The organism is Pseudomonas sp. 9_2_1, from assembly GCF_059295275.1.
This window is the reverse complement of sequence record NZ_CM181239.1, coordinates 1479515-1496696: the sequence shown is the minus strand read 5'-3', so window position 1 is coordinate 1496696 and position 17182 is coordinate 1479515. Positions and strand designations below refer to the sequence as shown.

The following is a 17182-nucleotide window of genomic DNA, read 5'->3' as shown; positions in this document are numbered from 1 at the left end:
GCCCCCTGCCCTCACTCGGTGCCATGCTCGGTGTTATGGTTGCGCTGGAATGTCTCAACACCCATGGCCCTGATCTGCCCTTCGATCAACGCCTCGAACGGTGCCAGCAGTGCATCAAAGCAGGCCGGTTGCTCCAGCGTATTCAGTGCTCCTGCCACCGCCTCGATAGTCGACAGCGCGCCCGCTTCCGGCGCCTTGCGCAGGCGATAGCGTGAAGGGGCCACGTCGCCCAGCGTCACCCGTGGCAAGGCCTCCAGTATCGGGTTCAGGTACAGCAGCTTGCGCGCCTTGCGCCAGGTGCCGTCTGGCACGATAAGCAGCAACGGCTCGTTATCTTCCTTGCCATAGCCCCTCAGCACCTGAGCATCATCACCCGGAAACAGCAGGGCCGGTCGGTAACCCGGTGTTGCCAGCAATTCACCCAGGTCATCGAACACTTCCCCGATCCGCAGCTCGGCATTGTTCAGGCCAAGGGCAGCCAGGCGCGCAGTGTTCAGTGCATGGGCGGTTTCACTGGGATGCTGCAGCAGGATGACGCGGGTGCGGCTGTCGAGCGCGGGGATCAGCGGGCAGAGGCAGTGGTCGAGCGGGCGCTGACAGCGCCCGCAGCGGGGTCTGGGCATCGGGTTCTCCTTTTACGGGAACAGTTTGCCACAGAACCGGGGCCCGCTTTGCGGGCCTTTCGCCGGCAAGCCAGCTCCCACAGGGACCCCGCAGCCTTCAAGCCGCGGTCCCGGTGGGGGCCGGCTTGCCGGTGAAAGGGCTGCAGAGCAGCCCCGCCGCTATTTCAACGGTTGAACCGCTCCGCCAGGCTATGCAGGTACTCCGCCATGCGCTCCAGGTCCTGGCTGATTTCAGCCCCCTGCCTGGCCTGCCCCGCACTCTGGTCACACAGCTGGGCGATGCGCACGATCTGCTGGTTTATGTCCTCCGCCACATGGGTCTGTTGCTCCGACGCCGTCGCCATCTGCTGGCTCATGCCGGTGATGCGGCTGACCGCCTGGGCAATCCCGCTCAATGCCCCCTGCACCGCCTCGACGCTGTGCACACTGTCCCGCGAGATCTGCTCGCCGCGGTTGGCAGTACTCACCGCCCGCTCTGCGCCAGCGCGTAATGAAGCGATGATCTGGTGGATTTCCTGGGTCGAGGCGCGGGTGCGCTGGGCCAGCGAACGCACCTCGTCAGCCACCACGGCAAACCCACGCCCTTGTTCACCGGCCCGCGCGGCTTCAATGGCGGCGTTGAGCGCCAGCAGGTTGGTCTGTTCGGCAATCGAGGTGATCACATCGACCACGCTGCCAATCGACTGAGTCTGTTCGGCCAGGGCATTCACCGCCTGGCCGATGTCACTGACCGCATCGCTCATGCTGCCCATCGCTTGCAGGCTCTTCAACGCCAGTTCGCTGCCCTGCTGCGCCAGCTGGTCGGCATCACCGGCAGCATGCGCCGTACTCTGCACGTTGTGGGTGACCTGCTGGATGGTCGCCGCCATCTGCGCAATGGCCGTGGCGGACTGGTCGGTCTCGCTGCGCTGGCGGTCGAGCATCTGCGCCTGGGCATCCGACAGCTCGGACGATTGCGTCGCCCGCGACTTCACCCCGACGCCGGCGTCCACCAGACGTGTCAGCGCCGTTTGCAGGCGGGCTTCTTCGCTGATGATGGCCAGGTCGAGCTGGCCTTGCAGGCCCGGGTTGTCACTGTAGGTAAGCGCCACCAGCGGGCTGGTGAACGCCTTGGGGTGCTCGGCCAACGTGCGGCGAATGGCCTGGTTTTGCCGATGCTCGACCAGGTACCAGGCCAGCAGCAAGCTGGCCATGAGCACGCCGAGCGCCGCGTAGGCCGGCAACCACAGGTAGCCTGCCGCCGACAGCAGCCCGGCACCGATCAATGGCCAGCCGTGGGTCAGGCCATGCCCCAGGCGAGCCGCCCACGACACCGCTGGGCGACCGTCGCGCAGACGCGCATACAAGGCTTCGGCGCGGTGGATCTGTTCGCGTGTGGGTACGGAGCGCACCGACTCGTAGCCACTGATGCGGCCCTGCTCGTAAATCGCCGTGACATAGGCGCTGACCCAGTAGTAATCACCGTTCTTTGCCCGGTTCTTGACCACCCCCATCCACGGCTTGCCCTGCTTGATGGTCTCCCACATATGGCCGAACACCGCCGCTGGCATGTCCGGGTGGCGCACCAGGTTGTGCGGTTGGCCGACCAGCTCCTCGTAGGTGAACCCGCTGATCGCCACGAAGGCATCGTTGCAGTAGGTGATGCGGCTGTTGAGGTCCGTGGTGGAGATCAGGCGTTGGTCGCTGGAGAAGGTTCTTTCATGCTCGGTGACGGGCAGATTCATGCGCATCTTCGGCGATCCTTGCAGGATGAAATAAGGGGAAATCATCAGCGCACGTTGATGTTTAGCAGAGCGCTATCAGGTTAGCGGTCGGCTTTTGCCAGAATTTAACACCGCCCGACGGAATGCACGCAGGCGTCGCCGCTCAGCCCACATTCAGCTGGCTTTTCAGCAGGTCGCGGAAGGTCTGGATCAGCGGTTCGCGGCTGCGTCCCCGGCGAATGATCAGCGAGAACGGTGCCTGATAGCCGAAAGTGGATGGCGACAGCACGCGCAAGTCGCCCTTGTCGACCCAGGCCTGGGCGTAGTGCTCGGGCAGGTAGCCGATATAGGCGCCGGAGAGGATCAGGATCAACTGCGCCTCCATGCTCTCTACCGTTGCCGCGCTGTGCTTGAAGCCGTGCCGGGCCAGCTCGGCCTGGCTCCAGTAGCCGCGCCCGACCATCCGCTGCTGGGTCACCACCTGCTCGGGGATGCGCCGCTCGGCAAACAGCGTGTGTCGGCTACTGCAGTACAGCCAGTGCTGCTCGCGGTACAGCGGTTGATACAGCAGCCCGCTCATGCGCGAGGAAAACGCGCCAATGGCCAGGTCCAGGCGGTTGTCCTGTACGCCCAGCTGCAACTCGTAGGGGCTGGACACCGACAGGTGCAGGTGCACCGCCGGGTGCTCCTGACTGTAGGCACCGATGGCTTCAGCCAGCGGCAAGGCACTGTCGCCAACGGTGGAGTCGATCACCCCCAGGTTGAGGGTGCCACGCAATTCGCCCTTGAGTGCTGCGGCGTACTGCTCGAACCCGTCCAGCTCGGCGAGCAGGCGCAGGGTTTCCTGATGGAATAGCTCGCCTTTGCTGGTCAGGCTGAAACCGCCACGCCCGCGGTGGCACAGCACGATCCCCAGGGCGCCTTCGAGCTGGCTCATGTAGGTGCTGATGGCCGAGGTCGACAGGTTGAGATCGCGCTGGGCGTTGGCAAAGCCCTGATGGCGCACCACGCTGATGAAGATGCGCAGCAGTTTCAGGTCAGGCAGGGTCGAGGCCATGGTGTAGCGGTTCCGCAGTGTCATTTGCGCGCAGTCTAACCGCTCAGCCAACGATTAGTTTAGAAATTCCTGAACTAAGTATTTGCCGGTAGCGATTCTTCCCGCGCACTACCTTGCGCAAACTCGGCCGAAATGTCCCTGCCCGCCGGCACGATCACACTTGAAAGGCGCGCGGCGGCACAGGTTCGAACAAACACAACAATCGACCGACTGATGAGGCCCACTGTGGACAAGACTCTCCACCAACCACTGGGCGGCAACGAAATGCCGCGTTTCGGCGGCATCGCCACCATGCTTCGCCTTCCCCACCTGCAAAGCGCCGAGGGCCTGGACGCTGCCTTCATCGGCGTCCCGCTGGATATCGGTACCTCGCTGCGCTCCGGCACCCGCTTCGGCCCGCGCCAGATCCGCGCCGAATCGGTGATGATCCGCCCGTACAACATGGCCACCGGTGCCGCGCCGTTCGACTCGCTGTCGGTCGCCGACATCGGTGATGTGGCGATCAACACCTTCAACCTGCTGGACGCCGTGCGCATCATCGAAGAAGCGTACGACGAGATCGTCGAGCACAATGTGATCCCGATGACCCTGGGCGGCGACCACACCATCACCCTGCCGATCCTGCGTGCCCTGCACAAGAAGCACGGCAAGATCGGCCTGGTGCACATCGACGCCCACGCCGACGTCAACGACCACATGTTCGGCGAAAAAATCGCCCACGGCACCACCTTCCGCCGCGCCGTCGAAGAAGGCCTGCTCGATTGCGACCGCGTGGTGCAGATCGGCCTGCGCGCCCAGGGCTACACCGCCGACGACTTCAACTGGAGCCGCCGCCAGGGCTTTCGCGTGGTCCAGGCCGAAGAATGCTGGCACAAGTCGCTGGAGCCATTGATGGCCGAAGTGCGGGAAAAAGTCGGCGGTGGCCCGGTATACCTGTCGTTCGACATCGACGGCATCGACCCGGCCTGGGCGCCTGGCACCGGCACGCCGGAAATCGGCGGCTTGACCACCATCCAGGCGATGGAGATCATTCGCGGCTGCCACGGCCTGGACCTGATCGGCTGTGACCTTGTCGAAGTCTCCCCGCCTTACGACACCACCGGCAACACCTCGCTGCTCGGTGCCAACTTGCTGTTCGAAATGCTCTGCGTGCTGCCAGGCGTGGTGCGTCGCTAGTCCCGCTTGACCCCGGCAGGAGCCATATGGGAGGGCCACTGAGGCCCGCCAACACAAAACCAGACCGCCGGGCGCCGTGCAAACGCCCGTGTGGTCGATCTCGCCATAATAAAGATAATCGGGAGACCCCCAATGGCCTTGGACATCATTGTTGTAATGATCTACACCGCCGGCATGCTCGGGCTTGGCTGGTATGGCATGCGGCGTGCGAAAACCCATGAAGACTATCTGGTGGCCGGGCGCAACCTCGGCCCGGTCCTGTACATGGGTACCATGGCCACCACCGTGCTGGGTGGCGCGTCCACCGTCGGCACCGTGCGCCTGGGCTATGTCCATGGCATCTCCGGGTTCTGGCTGTGCGCAGCGCTGGGCCTGGGCATCATCGCCATCAACCTGTTCCTCGCCAAACCGCTGCTGCGCCTGCGCATCTTCACCGTGACCCAGGTGCTGGAGCAGCGCTACAACCCGACCGCTCGCCAGGCCAGTGCGGTGATCATGCTGGCTTATGCCCTGATGATCGGCGTGACCTCGACCCTGGCCATGGCCACCGTGCTGCAGGTGCTGCTGGACCTGCCGTTCTGGGCGTCGCTGCTGCTCGGTGGCGGTGTGGTGGTGCTGTATTCGACCATTGGCGGCATGTGGTCGCTGACCCTGACCGACATCGTCCAGTTCGTGATCAAGACCGTCGGCCTGATGTTCATCCTGCTGCCGGTGTGCCTGTACAAGGCCGGGGGCTGGGACACACTCGTGGCCAAGCTGCCGGCGGCCAGCTTCCAGCTGACCAGCATTGGCTGGGACACCATCATCACCTACTTCCTGATCTACTTCTTCGGCATCCTCATCGGCCAGGACATCTGGCAGCGGGTGTTCACCGCCCGAGACGAGAAGGTCTGCCAGCGTGCGGGTACCATCGCCGGTGTCTACTGCGTGGTATATGGCCTGGCCTGCGCCGCGATCGGCATGGCCGCGCACGTGCTGCTGCCCGACCTGGCCAACCCGAACAATGCCTTTGCCGAGATGATCAAGAGCACGCTGCCCGATGGTATCCGCGGCCTGCTGATGGCGGCGGCCCTGGCCGCCATGATGTCCACTGCCAGCGCCGGCCTGCTGGCTGCATCCACCACAGTCACCGAAGACTTGCTGCCCAAGCTGCGCGGTGGCAAGCAGTCGAGCCTGGGCATGAGCCGCCTGTTCACCCTGCTCACCGGGCTGGTGGTGCTGGGTATCGCGCTGATGGTGAACGATGTGATCAACGCCCTGACCTTGGCCTACAACCTGCTGGTCGGCGGCATGCTGATCCCGCTGATCGGGGCCATCTTCTGGAAACGTGCGACCACAGCGGGCGCCATCGCCAGCATGTCGCTGGGCTTTGCCACCGCGCTGCTGTTCATGTTCAAGGACGGGCTGGAGGCCAATACGCCGATCTACTACAGCCTGGCGATCGGCCTGGTGAGCTTTGTGGTGGTGAGCCTGGCTTCGCGCAAACCAGTGGCGGCGGTAAAGCTGGCCTGACAAAACCCGCCCGGCAGGCATCACACGACTGACAGAAACAGAAAGGCCGTTGCACCCACCCAGGTGCAACGGCCTTTGCTTGTATCAGCGACGACGCGGTTGGCGCTTGCGCTGCTCTTCATCAGTCGGGATCGGCACCGGCTGCAAGGGTGGTGGAATCAGCCCCAGGGCGACCGCCAGATCGTGGAGCCAGTTTGACAGTGGTCTATTCATATTGCCCCCTTGACGGGTCAGCCTCACGGTAAATCAATCCTGCGATGTTTCATACAGATCATAGCCTGATGTCCTGTAGAACGCATGCCTCTGATATTACAGATACGGGCCATTTTGACGTGGATCAAGGCGTAACGGTGCATTCCGACGACTGGTTAATCGTTTCGCTTTGTTGCAGGTGGATCCACGCCTGCAAATTTGCCCCACGCATGCCCTGCCGCCACATCAGCCAGGTGACGGCCTGATCGAACGGCGCCTGCAGCGGATACACGCTAACCCGGTCACGCCCAGGCAGGCTGTCGAGCATCGAACGGGCCATCATCGCCACGCCCGCGCCCGCGATCACACAGGCCAGCATGCTCTGGTACGACTCGATCTCCATCACCCGGCCCATTGGGGTATGGGCATGGGCATACCAGGCTTCAAGGCGCATGCGGTACGAGCAGCCCTGACGGAACGTGAACACCGCCTTGCCCGCCACATCCTTGGCGGTATGCACGGCCGGGTGCTCGGGGCTGGTGATCAGTACCAGTTGTTCATCGCACAGCGGCACGCCATCCAGCCCGGCCAGGCTGGGCGGGCCGTCGATCAGGGCAGCGTCCAGGGTATGGTTGAGCAAGCCTTCCAGCAACTCGCCACTGGGCGCTGCACGCACCTGCAGGTTTACCGCCGGGTAGGCCTGGTGGTAACGCGCCAGCAACCCCGGCAAATGGGTCGCGGCCGTGCTGTACATGGTACCCAGCACAAAATCGCCGGCCGGCTGGCCACCCCGCACGGCAGCCAGCGTCTCGTCGCGCAACGCCGACAGACGGTTGGCATAGTCCAGCAACACCTTGCCGGCTGGCGACAGCTGCAGGCGCTGGCGTTCGCGCAGGAACAGCTCGACGCCCAACTGCTCCTCGAGTTGGCGCAACCGCGTCGACAGGTTTGACGGCACACGATGCAAGCGCTCGGCGGCACGGGTAACAGAACCCTCTTCGGCCACGGCCTGGAAGATACGCAGCTGGCTGAATTCCACGGCATTCTCCAAAACAGAACAACTTACTCATCATTATTCAATTTTATTGAAAAAGAAACAGCCCTAACCTGCCAACCATCGCTTACATCCGCGCAGGAGACTCGTCATGTCACCCCTCACTCAACTGCTGGCCAGCGCCGTTGCGCTGATGATGGCCATGGGTATCGGCCGTTTTGCCCTTACCCCGCAATTGCCGCAACTGATCGCCGAAGGCCAGTTCGACCTGACGGTCGCGGGGCTGGTGGCGGCCGCCAACTACCTGGGCTACTTCGTGGGGGCGGTAGACGCCATGTTCGCCCGCTCGCCCGGCCAGGTGCGCCTGCGCCTGCATGGCGGGCTGTGGCTGTGCGTGGTGCTGACGCTGGCTTCATGGGCGGCAGACGGGTTCTGGAGCCACCTGTTGCTGCGCTTTGGCACCGGCGTGGCGAGTGCCTGGGTGTTGGTGATGATCACCAGCCTCAGCCAGCAGGTGGCCAATGCCAATAACCGCCAGCGCCTGGGCGCCCTGGTCTTCGCCGGACCCGGCCTGGGCATTGCCTTGACCGGGCTGCTGGCGCTGGTTGCGCACCTGCTGGGGCTGGGCTCGGCGGCGCTGTGGCTGATCTATGCCGTGGCGGCGCTGGTGATGCTGCTGGCAGTCCGGCCTTGGCTGCCCCGGGCGCTGCAAGCGGCGCCTGTGCTGACGCCTGCGCATCAGGGCCCGACCCGCAGTGTCGGTATCGGCCGGTTGGGGCTGGTGTATGCGCTGTACGGGGTGGGCTACATCCTGCCGGCCACGTTCCTTTCGCAGATGGCCAACCAGCAGTTGCGCGGGCAGTGGCTGGCTGATCTGTTCTGGCCGGCATTTGGCCTGGCAGCGGCGCTGGGTGTGCTGCTGGTGAGCTTGCGCCGCAGCGGTCCTACCTCGACCTGGCTGACCGCCACCCTGTGGCTGCAAGGGTTGGGTGTGCTGGCCTGCCTGGTGGGCGGGGGTGTCGGGCTGGCGTTGGGTGTGGTGCTGTGTGGCGGCCCGTTCCTGGCGTGCATGCAGCTGGTGATGCAGCGTTCGCGGGAACTGGCGCCGCATGCAACACAGCGCAATGCCGGTTTGCTCACGGCGTGCTTTGCCCTGGGGCAGTTGAGCGGGCCGTTGCTGGCAGCGGTCAGCAGCCATTACAGCGGTGGGCTGCAGCCGGCGCTGATGATAGCGGCAGGTGGCCTGGCGGTGGCCGGGGGGCTGGTGCAATTGGCCGGCAGCAGCAAGGCCGCATGCGCCTGCCCCAGCAAGGTTGCATCCTGAATCGGGTTGCCTGTACCGACCTCTTCGCGGCGGTACAGGCGATGCATCACCCCACGAACCGCCGCAAATGCCGCTTCACCCAGGGCTCGGCACTTACCAGGACCACGCCCAGCAACACCATCAGCGCCCCGATTACAAAGTTGGCGCTGAGCGGCTCATCCAGCAGCAACACGCCAAAGGTCACCCCGAACAGCGGGGTGATGAAGGAAAACACCGCCAGGTTGGACGCCAGGTACTTGCGCAGCAACCAGAACCAGGTCAGGTAGCTGACGAACGACACCACGATGCCCTGGAACAGCACGCTACCCATCGCCAGCGGTGTCAGCGACACCTCACCGATCTGCCCGCTGAGCAGTGCAATCAGCAGCAGCCCGACAAAACCGACCCCCAGCTGATAGAACAGGGTCAGGGTCGCCGGTGCTTCAGACAAGCGTGAGCAGCGCACCACTACCGTGGTGGCGCCCCAGGCCAGGCCGGCGATCACGCCAAAGGCATCACCCAGCAAGGTGCGGCCATCCATGTCCTCGAACGACATGCCACCGGCAAACGCCATGGCAATGCCACCGAACGCCAACAAGATTCCCAACCACTGCAGCAGCCGCAGACGTTCGCTAGGCAGCCGGAAATGCAGGCCCAATGCGGTGAACACCGGGGCGGTATAGAGGAACACCGACATGTGCGCCGCCGAGGTCAGCTTCAGGCCCTCGGCGATGAACAGAAACTCTACGCCGAACAGCCCGCCCGCCAGCAACCCTGCACGCCAGGTGCTGCCGACCTGCCCCCAACCACCTCGCCAGCACACCAGCAGGCCGACCAGCACGGCGGCAATGCCATTACGCAATGCCGCCTGCATCACCGGGGCGATGTCCACGGCGGCGGTCTTGATCAGTACCTGCTGGCAGCCCCAGATCAGGCACAGTCCGAGCATCACCTGAAAGGCGAAGGCGTCAGGGTTCTTGCGGACCGCGCTCATGAGCGGGCCTTCGAGCTGATGGTGGGCATGGGCAAAAGGCTCGGCAGCATTCAGGAACTACCGATTATCGGGTTTCCCGGGCCAGCCTTGCCAGCCTCAAAACGACCTCAAGCAATCTGCGCTTTTGCCGACACGTGCTCGAAGGTACTTTCATCCAGCGCATCTGCCTGCTCGTCCAGCACCTGGCGCGGGTGCTCGAAGCCGGGGATGCTGCTGTCGATCAGGCTCATCAAACGCGAACCGCGCTCGGTCAGCACGAAATTCTCGCCATTGCCACCGTCTTCTTCAGGCCGGCTTGCGATGAAGCCGCGCTTGAACAGCAATTTTTCATACTCGCAGGCGCGGGTTTTCAGGTGGTCCAGATCACCCACCGGCTCGCCCTTGGCGGCCAGCGCCGCAGCGTGCTGTTCGGCATAGGGGCGTGGCGTGAAGCTGTGACCGGCGCCGTTCTGCACCTCGTGCAGCAAGCGTTCGATCAGGTCCCAGTCGTAGGCGATGCTCATGGCTCGTGCTCCTGCAGTGGACGGAAGGGGTACACAGGGTGGGACCCACCAGTAGAAGCGGTGTTCCAAAAAAGCGCGACTACGTATCTGTCCCGCTGCCATGACTCACGCACTTGAGGCCGACGATACCAGCCGGTTTGGCGCTGGCAGCAAAACTCAGCGTAGCTTCTGCTGGGCTTGCATATACTGGCGCAGCAACTGATTGATCCGGGTCTGGTAGCCGCCCCCCTGCTCTTTGAACCAGGCGAGGACATCAGTATCCAGGCGAATGGTCACCGTCTGCTTGGCTGGAACTCGCAGCTCGGCCTCCCGAAAAAAATCGTCATTCAGCTCAGGGATATCCGAGGTATCAATAGCCTGGTCGTCCTGCCGAGCCAAGCGGCTCCAGTCAGTTTTCGATGTTTTGGTCATAGTGAGTGGCCTCCCACCTGGTGGCTTTACGCGCAGAAATGATTCGAATGACATCACCACGCCTCTCCGTATACACGACTACGCCTATCAAGCACTTCAGCCAGCCCAGGCAGACCCAGCGTTCCTCGCCAAGGCCGGGATTGTCATCGCGGCGTATCAGCATCGGGTGATTGAACATCTCCGGAACATCGCTGAAGTCGATTCCATGCTTGCGGATGTTGATATGGTTCTTGGCATCGTCCCACTCAAAGAACATGGGCCGCTCCGTATTTACATCTGTACATACGATACCTCCTGATTCAGCTCAAGGCTAGAGGGCGACCGCTCGCCATTCAATAGCTTCAGGAGGCTTTGGGAAAAGGACTACAGCCTGGAGCGTAAGCAGCCCGACCAGCCGGTTGGCACGGCTGCGCTTACTGCTTGACCAGATAGTTGATGAACAACCGGAACAGCTCCGCATTCCCGGCGATGCCCAGCCGCTGCCAGATATTGTGGCGGTGCACCTTCACCGTGCCCTCCGAAATCCCCAGTACACGGGAGATAGACTGGCTGCTGTGGCCCTGCAGAATCAGCTTGGCCACATGCCGTTGGGTTTCAGTCAGGTGGCCCTGGAGAATATCGACGAAGGCATCCTCCAGCTGGCTGTCCGAATCCTGCGGGTCGGCCAGCTCATCGGCATGGGCCAGACGCAGGTGCTGGCTGAATATGGCTTCGATCACCGGCGTCAATGCAGCCAGCCGTTGCGCTTCTGCGGCCTCGAAGGCGCCCTTGTCCAGGCCACGCATCAGCGAGTAGACCAAGGCGGTTCGCGGCCTTACCGGCACGATGAAACCGATCTCCTCGATCAGGCTGCCATGGTGCGAGGAGACGCAGGGATGGATGTCGTGAGAAATGGAAAAGCCCGAGGCAAAGAAGCTGTCCGGGGCCAGCTCGCTCATGCGCCACAAACCGGCCGGGTGGTTGTTGGTGCAGGCGACGTAGAACGGGTCCAGCAGGTAACCGCCACGCAGGTAAGCCTTGAGCGTCCGTTCGGCCACGCGCTTGTGGTAGCCGTCATGAACCAGCAATGCGGGCTGGTTGAAGCGAAACAGGTAGGCGCAGCTCATGTCGAAATCGACCCCGCTCTTGAGCGCCATGTCGAGGGCCGGGCCCAATGCGTCGCTGCCAATAGCGTGAATGACCGCGCCCAGGCGGTTGGCGTTGTCGCTGTTCATTGCGATGGCCTGTGCAGTGATAGGTGAAAACGCGAATGCCGCCCGGCTGTACCAGCCCGAGCGACATTGAACGATGCCTGGCCCTGTCAGTGCAACGGTACGCTGGCCGGCAGCACACCGTCTTCCTCTTCCTGCCGCCCCAGCTCCAGGGCCTTCGGTACCGCCAGCCAGTAAGCCAGCAGCATGCCCAGCAGGCCACCGGCGAGCTTGCCGATGATCAACGGCCCGATCAGGCTGGGCTGGAAATTGGCCGAGTAGGCCAGGTGGTCACCGAAGGTGAACGCCGCGCACACGGCAAAGGCGATCACCAGCACCTTGTCTTTGGGCGGCATGTCGGCCACCAGGCGGAACATTGCCAGTATATTGGCGGAAGCTGCGAGGACACCGGCCGCGCCCACGGGCGACAGGCCGAGTTTCGACGCCACCGTTTCGATCGGCCGCGACAGGAAACGCTTGATCAGGTAGACCATCGGGAACGCACCGCAGAGCATGATCCCGACATAGCCGGCTATTTCCAGGGCGCGGAACTGGTCGGCCTTGTCGGCAATGATCGGCGCAAAACCCCAGCCACCGAACAGCGAGGTGAACGCGCCGGTGAAATACTCGACGATCGAGGCCACCAGTACCAGGGTCACCGCCGCATACATCAGCTGCCCCAGTTTGAGGAAAAGGCTGACCATGAGGTTGGGGAAATAACGCAGCGCAGCAGCCAGCGCCACACAGAACAGGATCAGCGGCGACAGGTTGCGCAGCAGGGTCGGCAAGGTAAAGTGCAGCGCCTGGGTGGCCGCGCCTGCCGTGGCGATATCCGGGCGCACGCCCAGGCCCATCGCCTGCATGCCCATGGCGATGAACACGATGCTGATCGGGATGCTAAGCAACCCGGCCATGATGCCCAGCGCCATGTACTTGTGATCGGCTTTGTTGAGCATGGCAAGGCCCACCGGGATGACGAAAATCACCGTCGAGCCACACTGGAAGCCGGTGATCAGCCCCAGGATCCAGCCTTCAGGGCTTTGCGACAGCGCCTGCGCCAGTTGGTAACCGCCCAGGTCCGAAGCGATGAAGATCGGCCCGGCGATGCCGGCATCGGCGCCCATGGCCTGGAACAGCGGGCCAATGAACTGGCTGATGAAACTGGAGATGAACGGGATGGCAGCCATGATCCCGGCCACTGGTATGAAAATCGGGCCAATGCTGTGCAGGCCGGCGGTGAACTCTTTGGCCAGCTCCGATTCCGCATTGACGATCGATGCGATCGCGCCGATGACGGCGCACACCATGATCACGTAGATGACGTAAGTGCCTATGTTTTCCATCTGCTGCCTCTGTCTTGTTGGAATTGGCTTGTGGGCAGAATTGAGGGTTTCTTCATGTTTTTCTTGTTGAAAACCGGCAGCACAGTGCCGGCCGGGCATCACATGGCGGTGTAGGCGTTGTCGACGAACAGGTGCGAGCCGCTGACGAAACTGGACTCGTCGCTGGCCAGAAACAAGGCGGCGTTGGCCACTTCGCTCGGATCGCACAGGCGCCCTTGCATGGTCTTGATCGCCTCGTCAGAGGCGTCGACACCATAACCGCGCAGCAGGTCGAGTTCGCGGCGGCCATGGGCGGTGCCGATAAAGCCTGGGCAGATGGCATTGCTGCGGATGTTCTGGTCGCGGTACTCCACGGCCAAGGCGCGGGCGAACATGTGGCAGGCACCTTTGGTGGTGCAATACAGCACTTCCATCGGGGTGCCGACCACTGCCGAAATCGACGAAGTGCAGATGACGCTGCCGCCGCCGGCGGCGAGCATGCCTGGCAATACGGCCTTGGTGACCAGGAACATGCTTTTCACGTTGACGCTCATCAACCGGTCCCAGTCGGCTTCGCTGGTTTCCAGGAACGGGCCGGCTGCGATGATGCCGGCGTGGTTCATCAGCACGGTGATCGGGCCAAAGTGTGCCTGGGCCTGGCTTACCGCTCGGTGCACCTGGTCGGCCTGGGACACATCGGCAGCGACGAACAGCGCCTGACCGCCGTCGGCATTGATACCTGCCGCCACCGTTTCACCCTGGCTGGTCGGCAAGTCGAGGATCACCACCTTGGCGCCCTCGGCGGCGAAAAGCTGCGAAGCGGCCAGGCCGCACCCGCCTGCGCCGCCGGTTATCAGCGCCACTTTGCCTTTCAATCGATCCATGGGTCTGTTTCTCGGTTGTCATGTTTGTGGCTTCAAACTAGAGCCGAGGATGACTGCGGTAAATATACCCAGGGGTATAGCCGCCGGTCGAAGGCACTGAACCAAATGCCGTAGGCGCGTCTCCACCGCTCATCACCCCCCGGAGGTATAAGGATGAAACCGCTGCTGCCTATCGCCTGCGCCACTCTACTGTTCAGCGCCCTGCCCGCCTGGGCCTGTACACCGGAGGAGGCAACGCAAAAACGTGAAGAGCTGGCCGGCTTGGTTTCTCGGTTGACCGAGCAGAACCCGCAAAAGGCCAAGGAGATCAATGACGAGCTTCAGGGAATGGAGTTGGGGACGGCGAGCAAGGACTTGCCCGACAAGTGCCAGCTGATCGACCAGCGGGTCAAGGAACTGAAAGAGGCGGAGAAAAAGGCTGATTGAAGGTTTGTTGACAGCCCTGTCGCCGGCAAGCCGGCCACAGGGCTAGTACCGGCCGATTACTCGGCGGCAGTCCTGCGCTTCTTCAACGGCGCCAGGCCATCCGCACTCGCCAGCGGGGCGTTGGCCTTCGGCTTGGCGGTAGGCTTGCGCTTGGCAGCAGCCTTCTTGTCACCCGACTTCTTGTCGACCTTTTTCTTCTTGCTACCGACAGCCTTGCCCGATGCCTTGACCTTCTTCGGCCCGCTGTAGGTGCCCTTCACTTCCTTGATCACCCGGCGCTCGAACTGCTGCTTGAGGTAGCGTTCGATGCTGGACATCAGGTTCCAGTCGTTGTGGGTGATCAGCGAGATCGCCAGGCCTTCGCCACCGGCCCGGCCGGTACGGCCAATGCGGTGTACGTACTCGTCACCGCTGCGCGGCATGTCGAAGTTGATGACCAGGTCCAGGCCATCGATGTCCAGGCCACGGGCCGCCACATCGGTGGCCACCAGTACCTTGGAGCCGCCCTGCTTGAAGCGCTCGATGGCCAGCTTGCGGTCTTTCTGGTCCTTTTCGCCATGCAGCACGAACGCTTTCACGTCCTTGGCGACCAGGTGGCCGTAGATACGGTCAGCCATGACGCGGGTGTTGGTGAAGATGATGGCCTTGTCGAACGTCTCGTTGGCCAGCAACCATTGAACGATCTGCTCTTTGTGCTGGTCGTGGTCAGCGGTGATGACCTGCTGGCGGGTACCTTCGGCCAGCTGCGAAACGCTGTTGAGCATCAGGTGTTCAGGGTCTTTCAGCACCTTGCCGATGATGTCGCGCAGGGCCGCGCCACCGGTGGTGGCCGAGAACAGCAGGGTTTGCTCGCGGTTCTCGCACTCCTTGCACAGGCGCTCCATGTCTTCGGCAAAGCCCATGTCGAGCATGCGGTCGGCTTCGTCGAGGATCAGCACCTTCACATGGGACAGGTCGAGGTTGCCGGCATTGAGCTGCTCGAGCAGGCGGCCCGGGGTGCCGATCAGCACGTCCGGCACCTTGCGCAGCATGGCGGCCTGTTCCTTGAAGTCTTCGCCGCCGGTCACCAGGCCCGACTTGATGTAGGTGAACTGCGAGAACAGCTGCACTTGCTTGAGGGTCTGCTGGGCCAGCTCACGGGTCGGCAGCAGGATCAGCGCGCGGATCTCGACGCGAGGGCCGCTGAGGTCGACCAGGCGGTTGAGCATGGGCAGCACGAAGGCCGCGGTCTTGCCGCTGCCGGTCTGTGCGGTCACGCGCAGGTCACGCCCTTGCAGGGCCAAGGGGATGGCCGCGGCCTGCACCGGGGTAGGCTCGACGAATTTAAGCTCGGCCACGGCTTTAAGCAGGCGTTCATGCAGGGCGAATTGGGAGAACACGGAGGTAACCTCAGGCAAGTGCGGGAAATTCAGTTGCATAGGGTAACGTTTTCTGCAGCCTTAGCCGAATTTCTTTTGGCAACTTTGTCGCCATCCGCGCTCTAATGGCGCTTCGTTTCGCAACAAGACTGTACGCAAACCCATGGATATCCAAAGAATCTGGCGTGACTCCCTCGACCTGTGGGGCACCCTCGACCAACATCCCATGCTGCACGCCGCCATCGGTCTGGCGGTGCTGCTGCTGATTTCCCTTGTCATCGGCCGCCTGGCACGCTTCCTGATGCTGCACGGCGCCCGCTTGCTGGCCCGCCAACAGGCGTTGAAGTGGCTGGACGACCTGCGCCACAACAAGGTCTTCCACCGCCTGGCCCAGACCACACCGTCGCTGGTGCTGCAATTTGGCCTGAAGCTGGTGCCGGAGCTGTCCGACACCGCTCAGCACTTCCTCGGCAATGTCGCCCTGGCCTTTACCCTGCTGTTCATGACCATGGCGCTGTCGTGCCTGCTGGATGCCCTGCTCGACATCTATGCCCGCACCGAACATGCCCGCACCCGCTCCATCAAGGGCTACGTGCAGCTGGCCAAGATGATGCTGTGGATCTTCGCCTCCATCGTCATCGTCGCCACCCTGATCGACCGTTCGCCGCTGTTGCTGCTGTCTGGCCTGGGCGCCATGTCGGCGGTACTGCTGTTGGTGTACAAGGACACGCTGCTGTCGTTCGTCGCCAGCGTGCAGTTGACCAGCAACGACATGCTGCATGTGGGTGACTGGATCGAAATGCCGCAGGTGGGTGCCGATGGCGATGTGGTGGATATCACCTTGCACACGGTGAAGGTGCAGAACTTCGACAAGACCATCGTCTCCATCCCCACCTGGCGCCTGATGAGCGAGTCGTTCCGCAACTACCGCGGCATGCAGCAGTCCGGCGGCCGGCGGATCAAGCGCAGCCTGTTCATCGATGCCGCCGGCGTGCGCTTCCTTACCCGCGAAGAGGAACAGCGCCTGAGCCAGATACACCTGCTTGGCGACTACCTGGCCGGCAAGCGCCAGGAGCTGCAGAACTGGAACGAGGCGCTGGGGCCGGTGGCCGAGCTGTCGGCCAACCGCCGCAAGCTGACCAATATCGGCACGTTCCGCGCGTTCGCCCTGGCCTACCTGAAGAACCACCCCAACATTCACCCGAACATGACCTGCATGGTACGGCAGATGCAGACCACCGCCGAGGGTGTGCCGCTGGAGATCTATTGCTTCACCACCACCACGGTGTGGGCGGACTATGAGCGGATTCAGGGGGATATCTTCGACTACCTGCTGGCGGTGCTGCCGGAGTTTGGCTTGAGCCTCTATCAGCAGCCGAGTGGCAATGACATGCGGGTGGGGTTGGCCGGGCGTATGGCGGCCGAGCCGATGCCGCGTCGCCTGGAAGAGATGAGCGAGGCTTGAGATTGCCGGGGCTGCTGCGCAGCCCATCGCCGGCAAGCCAGCTCCCACAGGTACCGCGCAGTTCCGCAA

18 protein-coding genes are annotated in these 17182 nt (G+C 63.0%); 5 read left to right on the top strand and 13 right to left on the bottom strand.

What is annotated here, in order from left to right; genetic code table 11:
• Nucleotides 1-11: 11 nt before the first annotated feature.
• From AC5O5I_RS06720 to AC5O5I_RS06710, 3 genes are all read right to left on the bottom strand, one after another.
• Complete coding sequence (locus AC5O5I_RS06720) at nt 12-623, bottom strand: tRNA-uridine aminocarboxypropyltransferase (protein ID WP_172285761.1); 612 nt, start codon at nt 621-623, stop codon at nt 12-14.
• A 164-nt stretch (nt 624-787) separates the two neighbouring features.
• Entirely contained in the window at nt 788-2353 is a 1566-nt protein-coding gene (locus tag AC5O5I_RS06715; protein ID WP_494512243.1) for a methyl-accepting chemotaxis protein, read from the bottom strand.
• Between the two features lie 136 nt (nt 2354-2489).
• Nucleotides 2490-3383 carry a LysR family transcriptional regulator gene (locus tag AC5O5I_RS06710; protein WP_172226690.1) on the bottom strand — a complete coding sequence of 298 codons (894 nt, stop codon included), beginning with the start codon at nt 3381-3383 and terminating at the stop codon, nt 2490-2492.
• A gap of 225 nt (nt 3384-3608) precedes the next feature.
• Here AC5O5I_RS06710 and speB point away from each other — a divergent pair, with 225 nt between their 5' ends.
• The gene (speB, locus tag AC5O5I_RS06705; protein ID WP_003254586.1) at nt 3609-4559 is read left to right on the top strand and encodes an agmatinase; all 951 of its coding nucleotides are present in this window, start codon (nt 3609-3611) and stop codon (nt 4557-4559) included.
• Nucleotides 4560-4691: 132 nt separating this feature from the next.
• Entirely contained in the window at nt 4692-6071 is a 1380-nt protein-coding gene (locus AC5O5I_RS06700; protein ID WP_494512242.1) for a sodium:solute symporter family protein, read from the top strand.
• 84 nt (nt 6072-6155) lie between these two features.
• Here AC5O5I_RS06700 and AC5O5I_RS06695 read toward each other — a convergent pair whose 3' ends face one another.
• Both AC5O5I_RS06695 and ptrR read right to left on the bottom strand, forming a co-directional pair.
• On the bottom strand, nt 6156-6284 hold the full coding sequence (locus tag AC5O5I_RS06695) for a PA1414 family protein (RefSeq protein ID WP_256676271.1): 129 nt from the start codon (nt 6282-6284) through the stop codon (nt 6156-6158).
• Between the two features lie 124 nt (nt 6285-6408).
• Nucleotides 6409-7302 carry a putrescine utilization regulator PtrR gene (gene ptrR / locus AC5O5I_RS06690; protein ID WP_172226675.1) on the bottom strand — a complete coding sequence of 298 codons (894 nt, stop codon included), beginning with the start codon at nt 7300-7302 and terminating at the stop codon, nt 6409-6411.
• A 106-nt stretch (nt 7303-7408) separates the two neighbouring features.
• On the opposite strand from ptrR, the gene AC5O5I_RS06685 reads away from it, so the two are divergent.
• Nucleotides 7409-8581 carry an MFS transporter gene (locus AC5O5I_RS06685; RefSeq protein ID WP_172226672.1) on the top strand — a complete coding sequence of 391 codons (1173 nt, stop codon included), beginning with the start codon at nt 7409-7411 and terminating at the stop codon, nt 8579-8581.
• 46 nt (nt 8582-8627) lie between these two features.
• On the opposite strand, the gene AC5O5I_RS06680 is transcribed toward AC5O5I_RS06685, so the two are convergent.
• The 7 genes from AC5O5I_RS06680 to AC5O5I_RS06650 all read right to left on the bottom strand — a co-directional run bounded on the left by AC5O5I_RS06680 (nt 8628) and on the right by AC5O5I_RS06650 (nt 13864).
• A complete protein-coding gene (locus AC5O5I_RS06680; RefSeq protein WP_172226669.1) occupies nt 8628-9554 on the bottom strand; it encodes a DMT family transporter in 927 nt (308 codons plus the stop codon).
• Between the two features lie 107 nt (nt 9555-9661).
• Nucleotides 9662-10057 carry a transcriptional regulator gene (locus AC5O5I_RS06675; protein WP_172226666.1) on the bottom strand — a complete coding sequence of 132 codons (396 nt, stop codon included), beginning with the start codon at nt 10055-10057 and terminating at the stop codon, nt 9662-9664.
• Between the two features lie 156 nt (nt 10058-10213).
• Nucleotides 10214-10468, bottom strand: coding sequence for a BrnA antitoxin family protein (locus tag AC5O5I_RS06670; protein ID WP_494512241.1), 255 nt, complete (start codon nt 10466-10468; stop codon nt 10214-10216).
• Nucleotides 10446-10724: a BrnT family toxin gene (locus AC5O5I_RS06665; RefSeq protein WP_172226659.1), complete on the bottom strand. Its 279-nt coding sequence runs from the start codon at nt 10722-10724 to the stop codon at nt 10446-10448. Before AC5O5I_RS06665 ends, AC5O5I_RS06670 begins: the two co-directional genes overlap by 23 nt.
• Before the next feature lie 157 nt (nt 10725-10881).
• Nucleotides 10882-11682 carry a helix-turn-helix domain-containing protein gene (locus tag AC5O5I_RS06660; protein WP_172226656.1) on the bottom strand — a complete coding sequence of 267 codons (801 nt, stop codon included), beginning with the start codon at nt 11680-11682 and terminating at the stop codon, nt 10882-10884.
• Between the two features lie 86 nt (nt 11683-11768).
• Nucleotides 11769-13001, bottom strand: coding sequence for an ethanolamine utilization protein EutH (eutH, locus tag AC5O5I_RS06655; RefSeq protein WP_494512240.1), 1233 nt, complete (start codon nt 12999-13001; stop codon nt 11769-11771).
• A gap of 98 nt (nt 13002-13099) precedes the next feature.
• Nucleotides 13100-13864 (bottom strand): SDR family NAD(P)-dependent oxidoreductase, encoded by a 765-nt coding sequence (locus AC5O5I_RS06650; protein ID WP_494512239.1) that lies wholly within the window; start codon nt 13862-13864, stop codon nt 13100-13102.
• A gap of 153 nt (nt 13865-14017) precedes the next feature.
• Here AC5O5I_RS06650 and AC5O5I_RS06645 point away from each other — a divergent pair, with 153 nt between their 5' ends.
• Complete coding sequence (locus tag AC5O5I_RS06645) at nt 14018-14290, top strand: hypothetical protein (RefSeq protein WP_172285764.1); 273 nt, start codon at nt 14018-14020, stop codon at nt 14288-14290.
• A gap of 56 nt (nt 14291-14346) precedes the next feature.
• Here AC5O5I_RS06645 and AC5O5I_RS06640 read toward each other — a convergent pair whose 3' ends face one another.
• Nucleotides 14347-15708 carry a DEAD/DEAH box helicase gene (locus AC5O5I_RS06640; protein WP_172225448.1) on the bottom strand — a complete coding sequence of 454 codons (1362 nt, stop codon included), beginning with the start codon at nt 15706-15708 and terminating at the stop codon, nt 14347-14349.
• A gap of 103 nt (nt 15709-15811) precedes the next feature.
• Here AC5O5I_RS06640 and AC5O5I_RS06635 point away from each other — a divergent pair, with 103 nt between their 5' ends.
• On the top strand, nt 15812-17113 hold the full coding sequence (locus tag AC5O5I_RS06635) for a mechanosensitive ion channel family protein (RefSeq protein WP_494512238.1): 1302 nt from the start codon (nt 15812-15814) through the stop codon (nt 17111-17113).
• Nucleotides 17114-17182 lie beyond the last annotated feature (69 nt).